Below are 13,940 nucleotides of genomic sequence, written 5' to 3' on the forward strand. Positions count from 1 at the left end.
AAAGGGGGCTAGCCCCCTTTTTTGATATCTGCACTCAGCTATCTTTGTTTTCGCGGTGGTCGCTGCTCAAGGAACGGTAGTATTCGTCCTCGAGGTAGCGTCCCTTGATCTGTAGCCGGCGCTCGAGCCAGCGATTGAACAGGGTCCAGAGGCCGAAGGCCGGGGTCATCATGATCATGATAGACAGCATCAGCGCAGCGCCTGAGTACCCCTCTGGCGCGACTGCCGTTGCCCAATCCAGAACACCAAGTTCTCGCCCTGCGAAGAACCAGAGAATGAGGCCGAGAAAACCGGCGCCGGTCCCCAGATGATGCAGCAGGGTCTGCTTTGACGGTTTAGCCATGCAGCTGTGCCTGACGCTCGCGGGCCTGAGCTTCGATAATCAGACGCGCCAACAGTGTGCGGCAGCTTTCCGGCATCTTGTGAAACTCGATACCGATGTCGAAGTTTTGCTCTATGGGTTCGCAGCGTTGAACTTCGGCGTAGAGTAGCAGTCCGAGGCTGTTCTCAGGGAACACCAGCTTGATCGCCAGCAACGTGCCCAGCTCCAGTGCCTCCGCCGTGGTGAAGGAGAGACCGCCTTCGCTAAGGTTGATGATCTGCCTATGGCTCGAGTCGATCTCAAGCTGGCTGTCGGAAAGGGTCCGGCCGATGAGATCGATCTTTTTATTCAGCTGTTGCAGATACGTCGCCAGATGTGGGGTAGACTCTGCGATTTTATAGACGAGGTGCTGGCATTCAGCATCGATGCTGGCCAACTGACTCTGCAGCAAAAAATAGGGCGATACATCGAATTGGTAAGGTTTGGAAGAGCTCGCCACCTCCGCCTCAGAGACGATTTTGTAATCCAGTACGACCGGATGGTCGATACGGTAGAATTGTCGGCGGTCCTGATCCACGGTGGGCTCCTTCTGGCTTTCGGTTCGTCGCCAGTATAAACAAATATCCTGCTAGGCGGTTAGCCAGCAGCCGTTAGAAAGAGCACTCAATGTATAAACCGCTATCGCTATATGTCGGTCTGCGTTATACAGCCGCAAAACGCGGCAATCACTTCATTTCGTTCATATCGCTGGTGTCGATGCTGGGGCTAATGCTGGGCGTTGCGGCGCTGATCGTCGTGTTGTCGGTTATGAACGGTTTCGACCGGGAGTTGAAGCAGCGAATCCTGGGCATGGTGCCCCATGCGACCATCGGGAATTATGGTAATCCGCTACCGGACTGGCGCACCTTGGCACAGGAGGTTATCGACAGCGAGGGCGTCGAAGGGGCAGCGCCTTTTATCCAGGCACAGGGGATGCTGACCCATGCCGGTCGCGTCCAGGGGGTGTTCGTCAACGGCATCAGTCCCGAGGATGAACCGAAAGTCTCGATAATCGCCAACCACCTTAAGGCGGGTCGCCTGGATGATCTTGAGGCGGGTGAATACCGGATCATCCTGGGTGAGCTGTTGGCGCGCTATATCGGTGTGAGGGTTGGCGATAAGGTGACGTTGGTGCTGCCTGAAGCGTCGGTTAGCGTGGCGGGTATTACGCCGCGGATGAAGCGCTTTACCGTGAGCGGAATATTCTCAGTTGGCGCCGAGTTGGATGCCAATCTCGCCTATATCGATATCGATGACGCGGCGCGACTGAAGCGAATGGAGCCCGGTACCGTGGATGGCATTCGTCTGCGTTACTCGGATCTGTTTCAAGCGCCGAGATTGGTGCGTCAGTTCGCGCAGACGAGAATGTTCAGTGCCAGTGATTGGACGCGAACCCACGGCAACCTGTTTCAGGCGATCCAGTTGGAAAAACGGATGATTGGGTTGCTGCTGTTGCTGATCGTGTTTGTTGCCGCTTTCAATATCGTGTCGACGCTGGTGATGGTGGTGACCGATAAACGTGCGGATATTGCGATCCTGCGCACCATGGGCGCGACACCTGCCACGATCCTGCGCATATTTATCGTTCAGGGCGTGGTGATCGGGGTAGTGGGAACCCTGCTTGGCATACTGCTGGGCATCACCTTGGCCCTGACCGTGACCGATCTGGTTGCCTGGATCGAGCACACCTTTGGTATCCAGTTCCTGTCGGCGGATGTCTATTTCATCAGTTATCTGCCTTCGGAGCTGCAGTGGGGCGACGTGAGCCAGATCACGCTGTCGGCGCTGGCGATCAGCTTCGTTGCCACCATTTATCCCGCCTGGCGGGCGTCGAGGACACAGCCTGCGGAGGCGTTGCGTTATGAGTAATCCGGTGCTGCGGGTTTCGGAAGTGCACAAAAGCTACCGGGAGGCCGGCAATGCGGTTCCGGTATTGGAAGGGGTCAGCCTCAGTGTGGCCGGGGGCGAGCGACTGGCGATCGTGGGGTCTTCCGGTAGCGGCAAGAGTACGCTGCTGAATATCCTGGGTGGCCTGGATCGCCCCGATACCGGCGAGGTGGAGGTGGCCGGAGAGGCGCTGTTTCAGATCAGTGAAGCGCGGCGTGCAGCGGTACGTAACCGGCAGCTGGGTTTCGTTTACCAGTTCCACCACCTGCTGAACGAGTTCAGTGCGCTGGAAAATGTGGCGATGCCGCTTTTAATAGCCCGGCGTCCGGCACGTGAAGCACAAGAGGAGGCTCGACTGTTGTTGGAGCGTGTAGGGCTGGGGCATCGCGTCAAACACAAGCCGGGGCAGCTCAGTGGCGGCGAGCGCCAGCGCGTTGCCATCGCCCGGGCGCTGGTCTGCCGTCCCGCCTGTGTGCTGATGGATGAGCCGACCGGCAATCTCGATCGACATACGGCGGAAGAGGTCGAGCTCTATCTCGACAAGCTGAATCAGGAATCGGGAATAGCCTTTGTTACTGTAACCCACGATCTGGCACTGGCGCGGCGGATGGATCGAGCGGTGGAGATACTGGACGGCAAACTGCAGCCCTGGGTCGATCAGTCCTGATCGTCCCGCTTGCGGAAACGACCGGGTTTACGCTTGCGCCAGTGGTGATTGACGTGCCAGATCCAGAACCACTGGATGCACACATAGCTGAGCAGGGCCAGTACTATTCCGGTCAGTACGGAACCCAACAGTAGCGGCCACCAGATCGCGGCCAGCTCGGTTTGCAGCGTCGCCAGATCCCAGTGAAACTCGATCTGCTCGCGTATGCGGGTATCGAGCAGCCAGGCGCCTATGCGGTACGTAAAATAGAAGATGGGCGGCATCGTTAGCGGGTTGGTAAGCCAAACCAAGCCGATAGATACAGCCAGGTTGCTGGCCAGGAGTAGCGCCAGAACGGCCGCAATCAGCATCTGTCCCGGGACGGGCAGGAAGGCGCAGAAAATACCGACCAGGAAGGCACGGGAAACCGATTTGCGGGTAAGATGCCAGAGATTGGGGTTGTGCAAGTGATCGCCTAGCCAGCGCAGGGAGGGGTGCGCACGCAGTTTGTGCTGATCCGGCATGTACTTCTTGAATATTTTGCGCGGCATACGAAAGCGTTCACTCATTTTGTGGGGCAATTATGCCGACAGTGACTGCGTAAGCCAACAGTGAAGATCAAGGATGATCGCATTTATCACCGGGTTGCTGGCTGTTGCCTGGTTGCCCAGCCTGCTTTACACACCTCTGCTGCTAACCTTTGCGTTTCTGGCAATGCTGCGCCAACGTTGGCGTCGACTGGCTATCTTGCTCAGCCTGGGCGTGTTGTTTGGGTCCATATGGGGCGCCTGGCAGTTGAATCATCGGCTACCTGATCGGTTCGCCCGTACCGATGTCAATCTGGTCGGCATCATCGATCAGCTTCCTCGTCTGCAGGGGCGGCGGCAAAGTTTTACACTTCGCATCATCTCAATAGACAGTGCGGATGAGGCGCTGTTGCATCTGCGACGGCTCAGTCTATCGCACTATGATGCGCATGACCTGTTAAAAGCCGGTGACCGGATCAAGGTCAGGGTCAGGCTTTTTCCGCCTCGAGGATTAAGCAATCCCTATGCATTCGATAGTGAACGTCGGTTTCTTACCGAGTCTATCGATGCACGAGGATATGTCAGATCCCTTGATTCGATAGAGTCGTCGGGCATAACGCTGCCAGGACTGCGCCAGCGCCTGTCTATGCTGCTCGATCAGTACTTCGACGAGAGGGTGTCGGTGACTCTGCGCGCGCTTGTGTTAGGTGATCGCAGTGGGCTGTCGCCTGAGCAGTGGCGCCTGTTGAGCGAAACGGGGACCGCTCACCTGCTGGTAGTCAGTGGGGTCCATATAGCGGTGATGGCAGGGCTTGGTGTGTTGGCGACACGTACCCTGGGGCTGTTGCTGCTGTGGGGGGGAGGCAGTTCTCGTGATGTCAGGCGGGCCGGGTTGTTGCTGACGCTTCTGCTGGCCTGCGCTTACGCCCTGCTGGCGGGCATGGGGCTTCCAGTGCAGCGTGCGTTGATCATGGTCGCCGTTTTTATCGGTGCCGAATGGTGGTTGCGCCCCGTCACGGCCTGGCAGCGCTGGCGGATCGCGTTGTTGGGTGTCTGCCTACTGCAGCCGCTGGCGGTGATCGAGCCGGGGGCCTGGTTGTCGTTCGGGGCGGTGGCGCTGTTGATCTGGATCTCTCAGCAGGGGACTCGCTTGGGTGGCCTCCTTAGCCGCTGGTGGGGTGTGCAGGGGCGGCTGTTCATCGGCATGATGCCGATATCTGCGTTGCTGTTTCACCAGTTGGGGTTTCTGGCCCCGCTAGTGAACTTTGTCGCGTTGCCTGCCGTATCCCTATTGGTGATGGCGCTGCCTGTGCTTCTGCCGCTGGTGTTGCTGGGTGTGCAATGGCCGGCGGACCTGTTGTCCTGGGTGATACTGGCGTTCTGGCAGGGCGTTACGTTGTCGAGAGAGGGGTTGGGGCTATATCTGGCACTGCCCGATATAGAGCCCCTCGCTATGCTGCTGGCCATAGTGGCGGTTCTCTGGTGGTTATTGCCTCTGCCCCTACGATGGCGTTGGCTGTCGATATTCATGCTGTTCCCGATGCTCGCCACTGAGGCGAACAGGCCGCCAGAAGGTACGTTTGTCGCAACGCTTTTCGATGTGGGCCAGGGCTTGGCAGTGCTGATCGAAACATCGGAAGGGCGCATCATCTATGACACGGGCCCGGGATACTCTGGAGGTGGAAGTGCGTTCGACTATGCTGTGGCGCCAGCGCTGAAGGCGAGGCGATTGTCCACTATTGAGCAAGTTGTGATCAGTCATGGTGATAGTGATCACAGCGGTGGCTTCGGTGCTTTGCGTCGGGAATACGTTTACCAGCAGCTAATCCTGGGTCAGCCGTTGCAGGGTGTCGCGGGTGGGATCAATTGCGCTGATCATCCGCAGGTGACGCTGGGTGGCGTTCGGTTTCGTTACCTTCAGTCTTCGATGGAGACTCTCAGTAACGATAATGCGCACTCTTGCGTATTGATCGTCGAGAGCCGGCACTGTGTGCTGGTGATTCCCGGTGATCTGGAAATGCAGGGCGAGATGGACCTGATGCGTCGATACGACCTGCCACGGACGGATTGGTTGGTGGCCGGGCATCACGGCAGCAAGACGTCCTCTTCTGCGGCCTGGCTGGATGCATTGCAGCCCACAGCGGTGCTATTCAGTCGAGGCGCTTTTAACCGTTTTGGGCACCCGGCGGCGGAGGTGGTGGAGCGGGTAAGCCAGCGCGGGGCGCTGATCCATGATACGGCTAGCGACGGCGCACTGCTTCTCGAGGCCGGGGAAGAGTGCAGAACGAGTGCTTGGCGTCAAAGGAAAAAACGTTACTGGACAGCAGGTTAACGCTCTACTCAGGGTCGTAGACGCTGTGGTAAAGTAGGCGCTCGACAGAGCGGGAGGAAGTGTAGTGTTTGAGCTGATTCGAGCTGGCGGCTGGCTGATGGTGCCGATTATAGGGTGTTCCATACTGGCTCTGGCGATCATCACTGAACGATTCATCAGCCTGCGTGATTCCCGGGTGGTACCCAAGGGGTTGCTGGCCCAGGTGTGGGAACTGGTGCGCAGTGGTGATATGACACCGGAACAGATGCGCAGTATCAAGCATGAGAGTCCATTGGGCTCCATCGTTGTCGCAGGTCTCAACAGTTCGGCTCACGGTCGAGAAGTGATGAAGGAGAGTATCCAGGAAGCTGCGACGCTAGTCGTGCATGAGCTGGAGCGTTTCCTCAACAGTCTTGGTACCATCGCGGCGATTACGCCGCTTTTGGGTCTGCTGGGCACGGTAATTGGCATGATCAAGGTGTTTACCGAGATCATGATGCAGGGTACCGGAAATGCCAACGTACTCGCAGGCGGGATCTCTGAGGCGTTGATTACCACTGCGGCTGGATTATCGGTAGCGATCCCCACCTTGGTGCTGCACCGCTATTTTCAGCGCAAGGTCGATACTCTGGTGCTGACCATGGAGCAGGAATCGATCAAGCTGGTTGAGATCGTGCACGGTGAGCGTGATGTCGATTTTCGTTGATACTGGATCGGTGGAGGTCTGAATGCGATTCCAGCGTCAACGTCGGGAAGAGGTTAGCGTCAACCTGACGCCACTGATCGACGTGGTTTTTCTTCTGCTGATTTTCTTCATGGTGTCGACCACGTTCACCAAGGAGACCCATCTTGAGGTGGATCTGCCCGAAGCCAGTTCGGCCCAAGCGCAGAGCGAGGTAGAATCGGTCGATGTGGTGATCAGTGCCGATGGCAACTACAGCGTCAATGGTCAGGCCTTGGTCAATACCCAGGCGCTGACCCTCAAAAGCGCAATTCTGAAGGTCGCGGGTGAAGATCGTTCCTTGCCCTTTGTTATTACCGCAGATGGCAGTACACCGCATCAGTCGGTGGTGACTGCCATGGATGTAGCGGGCCAACTCGGTTTCGCCAAGCTGAGTATCACCACCAGGGTGCCGGAAGCACGCTGATGTCTCTGGAGCGTAGCTGGTACGCGGGGGCCTGGTGGTTAAAACTCTTTCGTCCTCTTTCTGCTCTTTTCCGCTTCCTTGCGGCCCGGCAGCGGCTGGCGCGAACAGCGCAGCAATGGCACGCGCCTGTGCCTGTCATCGTAGTCGGAAATATCACCCTGGGGGGCAGCGGCAAGACCCCGGTGACGCTGGCGTTGATCGAGATGCTTCGGGCGCGGGGTTACAAGCCGGGCGTGGTCAGCCGCGGTTACGGCGGCAAGCCGCCAAAATATCCTTTCGCGGTCACGGTTGATACGTCTCCTGCGCAGGGGGGCGACGAACCCTGCCTGATAGTACAGCGCACCGGCGTACCGCTGGTTATTGATCCCGATCGTCCGGCTGCAGTACGTGCGCTGTTGGAGGAGAGTGACTGCAATATCGTGATCAGTGACGATGGTCTGCAGCACTACGCGCTGGGGCGCGACCTGGAGCTGGCCGTGGTGGATGCGCGGCGCGGCTTGGGTAATGGACGTTGTGTGCCGGAGGGGCCGCTGCGCGAGCCTCCTGAGCGGTTGGCACAGGTCGACCGGGTGATCCTCAATGGTGTCGGAGCATTCTCCTTTGCCGGTGCCAGTCATATGCAACTCGTGCCCGGCAAGCTGGTCGAACTAACCACCGAACGGGAGCTTGGCAGCGATCAATGGACCGGCTCACATCGGGTGCATGCCCTGGCTGGAATAGGCCATCCGGCCCGTTTTTTCGATACACTACGTACATTGGGGTTCGATCCCATTGAGCATCCGCTACGGGATCATGCCAGTATCGAGCCTGAGCAGCTTCGGTTTGAGCCCGAGCTGCCGCTGATCATGACCGAGAAAGACGCAGTCAAGTGCCGGGGCTGGTCGCCGGCGCACTGTTGGGCGCTGCGTGTGGATGCCCGCTTCGACGCCGGCTTCGAACCCTGGTTGGACCTACAGCTGAACCGATTGCAACAACGTTATGGGAGTCCGTGATGGACCAGAAACTGCTTGATATCCTCGTGTGCCCTGTGTCCAAGGCGCCGGTAGAGTGGAACCGGGAGACCAATGAGTTGGTCTGTCGTACCAGTGGGCTCGCTTATCCGATACGGGATGATATCCCGGTCATGCTGGAAAGCGAGGCAAGAACCCTGACCGCCGACGAGCGTCTGCACGAGAAGAAGTGAGCGACAATGAGCTTTTCCATCATTATTCCCGCGCGTTATGCATCTAGCCGTTTCCCCGGTAAGCCACTGGCGCAGCTGGCCGGGAAGCCGATGTTGCAGCATGTCTATGAGCGCGCGTGCCAGAGCGAGGCGAAGCGGGTCATCATCGCCACCGACGACGATCGTATCGCCGAGGCTGCGAAAGCGTTCGGTGCCGAGGTATGCATGACCAGAGGTGATCACCCCTCGGGCACCGACCGCTTGCAAGAAGTGGTAAAGACGCTGGGTTTTTACGCCGACGATATCGTCGTCAATGTACAGGGCGACGAGCCGATGATTCCGCCGCGGATCATCAACCAGGTGGCGCATAACCTGGCCGCGGTACCTGAGGCGAGTATCGCGACGCTATCGGAGCCGATTGAGACTGCCGAAGCGTTGATGAACCCGAACGTGGTCAAGGTCGTTACCGATAGTCGCGGGATGGCGCTCTATTTTAGCCGCGCGCCTATCCCCTGGCCGCGTGATGCTGCGCTGGCGCACGGTGAGAAGCTTGATCATCTGCCCGCGGGTTTCAACTGGCAGCGCCATATCGGCTTGTACGCCTACCGCGTCAAACTGCTTAACGACTTCGTTGCCTGGCCAGCGGCGGCGGTTGAGCAGACCGAGTGTCTGGAACAGCTGCGGGCGCTCTATAACGGTGCGGGTATCCACGTTGAAGAGGCGCTAGAAGCACCGCCTGCCGGCGTCGACACCCCAGAAGATCTCAAGCGCTTGCAGCAGTTGCTGGAGTCGGCTGAATGAGTCAGACCGGCGTGCTGTTTGTCTGCCTGGGCAATATTTGTCGATCACCCACGGCCGAAGGGGTGTTTCGGAAGAAGTTAGCAAGCCATACCGATCTTGCCGCGTTGCTAAATGTGGATTCGGCCGGTACGGCTGCTTATCACGTGGGCAATCCGCCGGATTCGCGCAGTACCGCCATAGCGGCACGCCGCGGTTATGATCTATCGGCGCTGCGGGCCAGGGCGGTAAGTCGCGATGACTTTTCCCGTTACCGCTATATTCTCGCGATGGATCGGGAGAATCTGTTGAATCTGAAATCGATCCAGCCATCGGGTTTTCAGGGGCATCTGGGTATGTTTCTGGATTTCGCCGGTATGCCGGGGACTGAAGTGCCTGATCCGTACTACACGAGGGGCGATGCCGGTTTCGAAGAGGTGCTCGACCTTGTCGAAGCGGCCGCCGAGGGGCTGATCGGTCATCTGCGCCGGGAGCTCCTCGATTGAGTCTGCTGTTTTTCTCCGATCATCCGTTGCGCGGTCTGAATACCTTCGGGTTCGAGGCCTATGCACAATGCTTTACTCGCATAGAGTCCAAGGATGACGTCATTTCGTTGCACCAATATTTGGATGAGCACAGGGTGCCGCTGCTGTTGATCGGTGGCGGCAGCAACCTGGTGCTCGGGCCGAAGGTGCCGGGGATTGTTGCTCAGGTGCTGATCGCGGAAATGGCACTGGAGGAGTTGGCCGCCGACCGGGTTCGGGTCACTCTGGGGGCCGGCGAAGCTTGGCATGCAAGTATCGAGCGCTTGCTCGACCAGGGTATTTATGGACTGGAAAACCTTGCGCTGATTCCCGGCTGTGTTGGCGCGGCACCGGTGCAAAATATCGGGGCTTACGGCGTAGAGGTGAAAGACCGTATCGAGGCGGTTGAGGTATATGATTGGCAGCAGCGTCGATTCTATTGGCTCGATAATGCTGAATGCCGGTTCGCGTACCGTGACAGCATCTTCAAGCATCATGCCGATCGCTATCTGATTACGCGGGTGCGTTTCCTGCTTAGCCGGTTGCCGAACTGCGTACTGAGCTACAAGCCTCTGCGAGAGGCGATCGAGCCGGGGCGGGAGCATAACCCGAGAGCAATATTCAATGCAGTATGTCGTATCAGGCGCGCCAAGCTGCCCGATCCCGATCTGTTGGGTAATGCCGGCAGCTTCTTTAAAAACCCGATTGTATCGGCTGCACAGTATGAAGCGCTAAAGCAGAAGTATCCCGATATGGTCGCCTATCCTGAGGGGAGTGCATTCAAGCTGGCTGCCGGTTGGTTGATCGATCGGCGGGGCTGGAAAGGCTATCGCCGGGACGGAGTGGGGGTGCATGAGCACCAAGCCTTGGTTTTGGTTAACCATGGCGATGGCTGTCGCCAGCAGATCGAGACGCTTGCCCAGCAAATTCGTAACGATGTGATGGAGCAGTTTGGCGTTCAGCTAGAGGTGGAGCCTCGCTTCTATCCCTGACCGGGGATCATCGGTATCTGAGTAGTCAATTGATAGCTGTTTAAAGCGATGAAAAAGCCCGCCAAATGGCGGGCTTTCTTTTGCGCGGGGTCTTCTCGGTCTGAACTAGGCCTCAGCTACCGCTTTCGGAGTCGGAGCTTGCCGCTTCCGTCTCTTTTTGCTTCTGGCGGCGGCGTACCTCGCGTGGATCGTTGGGAGCGCGACGGCTGCGGCGACGGCGAGCGGGCTGGGTCTGGTCAGCCTTTTCGCTTTCATCTTCCGCTACCGCCTCGACACTCTCCTGTGCGGCTTCTGCAGCGCTCTGCGTTTCAGCTTCCGCGCTCTCCGCTTCAGCGACTTCGGCAGCTGGTTCATTTTCCACTTCGGAAACCTCAGTAGCTTCGGTTTCCTGGGTTTCTGCTTCTTCTGCGCTGTCGCTTGATGCCTCGGTCGCTACTGGAACCTCCTCAGCCGAAGCTGCAGGCGCCTTCTCGTGTTCGACCTCGGCAGCCGGTTCCTCGGCGATACCAGTCGACTCCTCGCTGGCTGCGGTGGGCTCAGCATCCTGTGCAGCGGTCTGCTCGGCAGTGTCTGAGGTTTCCTCGGTCAAGGCAGTCGCTTCCACGACCGATTCGATGGCGGGCTCCGGCTCCACAGAGCGCTCGTCTGACTCGGAAGGCTTCGTCTCTTCCTCGGCTTGAGGCTCTTCCGACTGTGCAGAAACCTCCTCCGGCTTGCCCGTTGGCACGGAACTGTCATCAGCCTGCGTCCCGGTTTCTACCGCCGCGGACTCCTCCTCCTGCTCGGCAGATACTTCGGCTTCACGCTTTGGTTCAGCCGCATCATCGGACTGCGCCGCGATAGTCTCAGTGGTCTGCGTACCCTGTTCTGCCATCGGCTCGCCTGACTCTTGCAGTTCGGTCGCGGCCTCAGCTGCAGCACCTTCAGATTCAGGAGTCTCTACCGGAGTGCGCAGGGCGGTGCGTTCATCACCCTTGCGACGGCGGCGGCCACGACGGCGGCTGCGGCCTTCGTCACCTTCAGTGGAGGTATCGGCTGCCTGAGTCTCCGCCTCTTGTGGCGCAGGCGTTTCCTCCTGCTGTTCGGCCGGGACGTTCTGGTTCAGCTCGTCGGACTGAGCGGTAGCTTCGCTATCACTGCGACGACGGCTGCGACGGCGGCGACGTGAGCGGCCGCTGCCTTCTCCCTTGTCCTGGTCAGAACGCTCGTCAGAGCCCTTGTCGCCGATCTTCGGCAGCGCCTGCTCCTGCTCGATAGTGATGATCTCATCGTTGTCGCGCGAACGACGGCGGTCGCCGCCCCGGCGATCATCGCTACGGCGGCGGGATTTACCCGAACCGCCACGGCTGCGAGTCTCCTGAGTCGACCTGGTGCGAGGTTTCTCCTCCTCGCGTTCCTTTTTCGCCTCCGGTTTTGCCTCTTCCGGCTTCTTGCCGAACAGCCGACCCAGGGTTGCGACCACGCGCTCACCGAAAGAGAGGGTGACAGGTGTCGGCGCTGGTGAGGGCGTTTTATCCTGTGCCTGTGGCTGCTCGGTAAACGCTTTTTCTTCCGCGGACTGAGGTGCGCGGGCGGTTGGGATTACCGCCTCGACCGCCGCCTTTTCCCGCTTAACCGGTGCCGGTGAGGCCTCAGGCTGCTCTTCTACGGTCTCAGGCTGCAGGGTGTAGCTCGGGTCATGGGTGGTCGAAACGCTGTGGTCATCGCGCAGCCGTACCACTTCGTAGTGCGGCGTCTCCATATTCGGGTTAGGTACGATGACGATCTGTACCCCGTTGCGCAGCTCGATGGCGTGAACTTCGCGACGCTTCTCGTTGAGCAGGAAGGTGGCAACGCTGACCGGCAGAATGGCGCGGATCTGGGCGGTGCGGTCTTTGGCGGACTCCTCCTCGATCAGGCGTAGAATCGACAGCGCCAGCGATTCGGTATCGCGAATCGTGCCCTGGCCGTTACAGCGTGGGCAGACGTGTCCACGTGATTCGGCGAGCGACGGACGCAGGCGCTGGCGTGACATCTCAAGCAGGCCGAAGCGGGAGATGCGACCCATCTGTACGCGGGCACGATCCAGTTTCAAGGCATCGCCAAGGCGCTTCTCGACCTCACGCTGATGCTTGATCGGTGTCATGTCGATAAAGTCGATCACGATCAGGCCGCCGATGTCGCGCAGGCGCAGCTGGCGGGCAATCTCGTCTGCCGCTTCCAGGTTGGTATTGAGAGCCGTTTCCTCAATATCGCCGCCGCGAGTAGCGCGCGCCGAGTTGATATCGATAGAGACCAGTGCCTCGGTAGGATCGATAACGATGGAGCCGCCGGAGGGAAGTTTAACTTCACGCTCGAATGCGGTCTCGATCTGGGTTTCGATCTGGAAGCGGTTGAACAGCGGGATCTGCTCTTTATACAGCTTGATTCGGTTTTCGTAGCTTGGCATTACCTGGCGAACGAACATCAGCGCCTGGTCATAGACCGTCTGGTCGTCGATCAGCACCTCGCCGATATCCGAGCGCAGATAGTCACGGATGGCACGGATGACAACGTTACTTTCCTGGTAGATCAGGAAGGGCGCAGGGCGCGCGGCTGTTGCAGTAATCGCATCCCAGAGGGTGATCAGGTAGTCCAGGTCCCACTGCAGCTCTTCGCTACTGCGGCCGATACCGGCGGTGCGCACGATGGCGCCCATCTGATCCGGAATGTTGACGCCCGACAGGGCCTCTTTCAGCTGGGTGCGTTCGTCACCCTCGATGCGGCGTGAAATGCCGCCTGCACGGGGGTTGTTGGGCATCAGCACCAGATAGCGACCGGCGAGGCTGATAAAGGTGGTCAGGGCAGCGCCTTTGTTCCCACGCTCCTCCTTGTCGACCTGTACGATGACTTCGGAACCCTCTTTGACCATCTCCTTGATGCTTGGACGCTGGCCCCGTTCGGGTTGCTTGCTGAAGTATTCGCGCGAGATCTCTTTGAGGGGAAGGAAGCCGTGGCGTTCGGCGCCGTAATCGACGAAAGCGGCTTCCAGGCTGGGTTCTACGCGGGTGATGCGGCCCTTGTAGATGTTGGCCTTTTTCTGTTCGCGGCTATCGGATTCGATATCCAGGTCGAAAAGGCGCTGGCCGTCTACCAGCGCTACGCGCAACTCTTCGGGTTGAGTTGCGTTGATAAGCATTCTCTTCATGTTGTTATGCGTTCTCAGCAAAACGCAACGCTACCACCGCCGGATCTGCTCCGGAGTGTGAAGATGACGCCCAGTCTTTCTGATCGCTACTGGTCGCTCCGGTGTTTTGCAAACCGAAGCAACAAGCACGGGCAGTCGCGATTGCGGCTGCTCTTATATCGGCGGTGGAGGAAACGCAGACCTCTGTCGTTATAGTTGCTGGCTGTTGCTGCCTTTGGGGCAGGTTCCGGGTCAGCGTGCGTCTCCACCTTCAACTGGGCCTTCGGATTCAGGCGAAGGCCGTGAAAGCGTTACGTACAATAAGGTTTGATTTCATAAGAAACCATCAATCTCTGCCGCCGATCGGATCGTGCGCGGCCACGCTTCGAGGTGTGGGTGAGGGGCCGGCGACCTGGATTCAAAAATAGCTAAAGCCAACCGCCTGCGGCATCGCTAGAAT

The 13,940-nt window shown here is 58.8% G+C and carries 14 protein-coding genes; 10 read left to right on the forward strand and 4 right to left on the reverse strand.

Annotated features, from left to right (window positions below):
• Positions 1-34: 34 nt before the first annotated feature.
• Together IEX40_RS15865 and IEX40_RS15870 are read right to left on the reverse strand one after the other, a co-directional pair.
• On the reverse strand, positions 35-343 hold the full coding sequence (locus IEX40_RS15865; protein WP_188750020.1) for a hypothetical protein: 309 nt from the start codon (positions 341-343) through the stop codon (positions 35-37).
• Positions 336-899 carry a PilZ domain-containing protein gene (locus IEX40_RS15870; RefSeq protein ID WP_188750022.1) on the reverse strand — a complete coding sequence of 188 codons (564 nt, stop codon included), beginning with the start codon at positions 897-899 and terminating at the stop codon, positions 336-338. Before IEX40_RS15870 ends, IEX40_RS15865 begins: the two co-directional genes overlap by 8 nt.
• Positions 900-988: 89 nt before the next feature.
• On the opposite strand from IEX40_RS15870, the gene IEX40_RS15875 reads away from it, so the two are divergent.
• The gene (locus IEX40_RS15875) at positions 989-2,230 is read left to right on the forward strand and encodes a lipoprotein-releasing ABC transporter permease subunit (protein WP_188750024.1); all 1,242 of its coding nucleotides are present in this window, start codon (positions 989-991) and stop codon (positions 2,228-2,230) included.
• The gene (locus IEX40_RS15880) at positions 2,223-2,915 is read left to right on the forward strand and encodes an ABC transporter ATP-binding protein (protein WP_188750026.1); all 693 of its coding nucleotides are present in this window, start codon (positions 2,223-2,225) and stop codon (positions 2,913-2,915) included. Before IEX40_RS15875 ends, IEX40_RS15880 begins: the two co-directional genes overlap by 8 nt.
• Here IEX40_RS15880 and IEX40_RS15885 read toward each other — a convergent pair.
• Complete coding sequence (locus IEX40_RS15885) at positions 2,906-3,445, reverse strand: DUF2062 domain-containing protein (protein ID WP_188750140.1); 540 nt, start codon at positions 3,443-3,445, stop codon at positions 2,906-2,908. The two genes, IEX40_RS15880 and IEX40_RS15885, sit on opposite strands and share 10 nt — an antisense overlap.
• Before the next feature lie 73 nt (positions 3,446-3,518).
• Between IEX40_RS15885 and IEX40_RS15890 the strand changes: the two genes are divergently transcribed.
• From IEX40_RS15890 to murB, 8 genes are all read left to right on the forward strand, one after another.
• On the forward strand, positions 3,519-5,753 hold the full coding sequence (locus IEX40_RS15890) for a DNA internalization-related competence protein ComEC/Rec2 (RefSeq protein WP_188750028.1): 2,235 nt from the start codon (positions 3,519-3,521) through the stop codon (positions 5,751-5,753).
• Between the two features lie 64 nt (positions 5,754-5,817).
• Positions 5,818-6,438, forward strand: a complete 621-nt coding sequence (locus IEX40_RS15895; RefSeq protein ID WP_188750030.1) for a MotA/TolQ/ExbB proton channel family protein — start codon at positions 5,818-5,820, stop codon at positions 6,436-6,438.
• A 22-nt stretch (positions 6,439-6,460) separates the two neighbouring features.
• Positions 6,461-6,880, forward strand: coding sequence for an ExbD/TolR family protein (locus IEX40_RS15900; protein WP_188750032.1), 420 nt, complete (start codon positions 6,461-6,463; stop codon positions 6,878-6,880).
• Positions 6,880-7,872 carry a tetraacyldisaccharide 4'-kinase gene (lpxK, locus tag IEX40_RS15905; RefSeq protein ID WP_188750034.1) on the forward strand — a complete coding sequence of 331 codons (993 nt, stop codon included), beginning with the start codon at positions 6,880-6,882 and terminating at the stop codon, positions 7,870-7,872. The genes IEX40_RS15900 and lpxK overlap by 1 nt, the downstream gene beginning before the upstream one ends.
• Positions 7,872-8,063 carry a Trm112 family protein gene (locus IEX40_RS15910; protein ID WP_188750036.1) on the forward strand — a complete coding sequence of 64 codons (192 nt, stop codon included), beginning with the start codon at positions 7,872-7,874 and terminating at the stop codon, positions 8,061-8,063. Before lpxK ends, IEX40_RS15910 begins: the two co-directional genes overlap by 1 nt.
• Before the next feature lie 6 nt (positions 8,064-8,069).
• Entirely contained in the window at positions 8,070-8,843 is a 774-nt protein-coding gene (gene kdsB / locus IEX40_RS15915) for a 3-deoxy-manno-octulosonate cytidylyltransferase (RefSeq protein WP_188750038.1), read from the forward strand.
• The gene (locus IEX40_RS15920) at positions 8,840-9,325 is read left to right on the forward strand and encodes a low molecular weight protein-tyrosine-phosphatase (protein WP_188750040.1); all 486 of its coding nucleotides are present in this window, start codon (positions 8,840-8,842) and stop codon (positions 9,323-9,325) included. Before kdsB ends, IEX40_RS15920 begins: the two co-directional genes overlap by 4 nt.
• On the forward strand, positions 9,322-10,335 hold the full coding sequence (gene murB / locus IEX40_RS15925; protein WP_229680798.1) for a UDP-N-acetylmuramate dehydrogenase: 1,014 nt from the start codon (positions 9,322-9,324) through the stop codon (positions 10,333-10,335). The genes IEX40_RS15920 and murB overlap by 4 nt, the downstream gene beginning before the upstream one ends.
• A 112-nt stretch (positions 10,336-10,447) precedes the next feature.
• Here the strand turns inward: murB and rne are convergent, their stop codons facing one another.
• Positions 10,448-13,501 carry a ribonuclease E gene (rne, locus tag IEX40_RS15930; RefSeq protein ID WP_188750042.1) on the reverse strand — a complete coding sequence of 1,018 codons (3,054 nt, stop codon included), beginning with the start codon at positions 13,499-13,501 and terminating at the stop codon, positions 10,448-10,450.
• Positions 13,502-13,940: the final 439 nt, after the last annotated feature.

The sequence above is a fragment of the Marinobacterium zhoushanense genome, assembly GCF_014641945.1.
Classification (GTDB): Bacteria; Pseudomonadota; Gammaproteobacteria; order Pseudomonadales; family Balneatricaceae; genus Marinobacterium_D; species Marinobacterium_D zhoushanense.

Coding starts and splice junctions, on each gene's coding strand:
- lpxK (WP_188750034.1), top strand. CDS start 6,880: ATGTCTCTGGAGCGTAGCTGGTACGCGGGGGCCTGGTGGTTAAAACTC.
- IEX40_RS15885 (WP_188750140.1), bottom strand. CDS start 3,445: ATGCCGCGCAAAATATTCAAGAAGTACATGCCGGATCAGCACAAACTG.
- IEX40_RS15865 (WP_188750020.1), bottom strand. CDS start 343: ATGGCTAAACCGTCAAAGCAGACCCTGCTGCATCATCTGGGGACCGGC.
- IEX40_RS15890 (WP_188750028.1), top strand. CDS start 3,519: ATGATCGCATTTATCACCGGGTTGCTGGCTGTTGCCTGGTTGCCCAGC.
- rne (WP_188750042.1), bottom strand. CDS start 13,501: ATGAAGAGAATGCTTATCAACGCAACTCAACCCGAAGAGTTGCGCGTA.
- kdsB (WP_188750038.1), top strand. CDS start 8,070: ATGAGCTTTTCCATCATTATTCCCGCGCGTTATGCATCTAGCCGTTTC.
- IEX40_RS15910 (WP_188750036.1), top strand. CDS start 7,872: ATGGACCAGAAACTGCTTGATATCCTCGTGTGCCCTGTGTCCAAGGCG.
- IEX40_RS15920 (WP_188750040.1), top strand. CDS start 8,840: ATGAGTCAGACCGGCGTGCTGTTTGTCTGCCTGGGCAATATTTGTCGA.
- IEX40_RS15900 (WP_188750032.1), top strand. CDS start 6,461: ATGCGATTCCAGCGTCAACGTCGGGAAGAGGTTAGCGTCAACCTGACG.
- IEX40_RS15875 (WP_188750024.1), top strand. CDS start 989: ATGTATAAACCGCTATCGCTATATGTCGGTCTGCGTTATACAGCCGCA.
- IEX40_RS15880 (WP_188750026.1), top strand. CDS start 2,223: ATGAGTAATCCGGTGCTGCGGGTTTCGGAAGTGCACAAAAGCTACCGG.